Raw genomic sequence first — 2042 nt, forward strand, 5'->3', positions numbered from 1 at the left:
GGGGTCGCTTCAGGAAACGGAAAATAAAGCACGCTAAGCCGTCGTTCCACCCACCTGCCAGCTCTGGTATGACGTTGGCGGTGTCAGTCTGGGGCATGCCCCAACTGGACGTCAGACCAGAGAGGTAAAACCGTCAGAGTAGAGCCGTTTTCCGAATTTGTGGACACCATTGATGCGCGGTCTATGGCCACAACCTGACACCTTGTGTCCCTTAGCGTACGATTTTTTCCGTTTCCTGAAGCGACCCCGTCTACGACTTAGCAAGTGACACTGCCGCCGCCTTTATTGGCGCCTGGCACATTGAAATTGGGAGATTCTGTATGGTCATCAAACCCCGCGTTCGCGGCTTTATCTGTGTGACGACCCATCCGGTTGGTTGCGAAGCCAACGTCAAGCAACAGATCGATTACGTCACCCAGCAGGGCGCCATCGACGCAGGGCCGAAGAACGTACTGGTACTCGGCGCGTCCACCGGCTACGGCCTGGCAGCGCGGATCACCGCAGCGTTCGGTTGCGGCGCCAACACCCTCGGGGTGTTCTTCGAGCGCGGCAGCGTCGACGGCAAGCTGGGCACCGCCGGCTGGTACAACACCGCGGCGTTCCACAAGTTCGCCGAAGCCAAGGGCCTGTACGCCAAGAGCATCAATGGCGACGCTTTCTCCGATGCGGTCAAGGCCGAAACCATCGAGACCATCAAGCGTGACCTGGGCAAGATCGACCTGGTGGTCTACAGCCTGGCCGCGCCGCGTCGCACCCACCCCAAGACCGGTGAAGTGCTGACCTCGACCCTCAAGCCCCTGGGCAAGTCGGTGACCTTGCGCGGTGTCGACACCGACAAGGAAATCGTCAAGGAAACCACCCTGCAACCGGCGACTCAGGAAGAGATCGACGGCACCGTGGCGGTGATGGGCGGCGAAGACTGGCAGATGTGGATCGACGCACTGCACGAAGCCGGAGTCCTGGCCGAAGGCGCGAAGACTACCGCTTTCACTTATCTGGGCGAGAAGCTGACCCACGATATCTACTGGAACGGTTCCATCGGCGAAGCCAAGAAGGACCTGGACCACAAGGTCATCGGCATGCGCGAGCAACTGGCCGATCTGGGCGGCGATGCTCGCGTATCGGTACTCAAGGCCGTGGTAACCCAGGCCAGCTCGGCAATCCCGATCATGCCGCTGTACCTGTCGCTGCTGTTCAAGGTGATGAAGGAGCAGGGCAGCCACGAAGGTTGCATCGAGCAGGTCTATGGCCTGTACAAGGACAGCCTGTACAACAGCGAGCCGGTGATCGACGAGGAAGGTCGCCTGCGTGCCGACTACAAGGAGCTGCAACCCCAGGTCCAGGACCGGGTCAAGCAGCTGTGGGACCAGGTCACCAGCGAGAACCTCTACGAGATGACCGACTTCGTCGGTTACAAGCAAGAGTTCCTGCGCCTGTTCGGTTTCGAGATTCCGGGTGTCGACTACGAAGCCGACGTCGATCCGGACGTGAAGATCAGCAACCTGATCCAGCTGTAACCCTGTCGTAGCGTTTCACTCCAACGCCCCTCAAGCCCGAGGGGCGTTGTTGTTTCTGCTCAGGCGAGTTTCACGTTCATGGTGATCCGCGCCGTGAACACCGCCTGGTCTTCCTCGTTGAGGGCGGTCACTTCCACCAGCTTGTCGCCGGCACTGGCCCAGTCCACGGCGCTGCCGTCGGCCACCGCGCGCACATTGCCCTTGGCCTTGGCCAGGTATTCCACGCTCATGCCCTTGGGAATCCACCGAGCACCGGTGGGGATGCTGACGTCGGTCAGGGGTCGCTTCAGAAAACGGAAAAAATCGTACGCTAAGGGACGCAAGGTGTCAGGTTGTGGCCATAGACCGCGCATCAATGGTGTCCACAAATTCGGAAAACGGCTCTACTCTGACGGTTTTACCTCTCTGGTCTGACGTCCAGTTGGGGCATGCCCCAGACTGACACCGCCAACGTCATACCAGAGCTGGCAGGTGGGTGGAACGACGGCTTAGCGTGCTTTATTTTCCGTTTCCTGAAGCGACCCC

Annotated in this window: 1 protein-coding gene and 1 pseudogene; one reads left to right on the forward strand and one right to left on the reverse strand. The window is 59.9% G+C overall.

Going from position 1 to position 2042, the window contains the following annotated elements; all coding sequences use genetic code 11:
• The first annotated feature begins 320 nt into the window (after window positions 1–320).
• Window positions 321–1517 (forward strand): enoyl-ACP reductase FabV, encoded by a 1197-nt coding sequence (gene fabV / locus HWV67_RS31505; protein WP_057175007.1) that lies wholly within the window; start codon window positions 321–323, stop codon window positions 1515–1517.
• Between the two features lie 59 nt (window positions 1518–1576).
• On the opposite strand, the pseudogene HWV67_RS31510 reads toward fabV, so the two are convergent.
• Window positions 1577–1795: pseudogene (locus tag HWV67_RS31510) on the reverse strand (DUF4442 domain-containing protein); the annotation flags it as partial.
• Window positions 1796–2042: the final 247 nt, after the last annotated feature.

This window comes from Pseudomonas sp. Marseille-P9899 (genome assembly GCF_903166565.1).
Lineage (GTDB): Bacteria > Pseudomonadota > Gammaproteobacteria > Pseudomonadales > Pseudomonadaceae > Aquipseudomonas > Aquipseudomonas huaxiensis.

What these genes read in the sequence shown, in the direction of transcription:
- fabV (WP_057175007.1), top strand. Translation starts at nt 321, where the DNA reads ATGGTCATCAAACCCCGCGTTCGCGGCTTTATCTGTGTGACGACCCAT.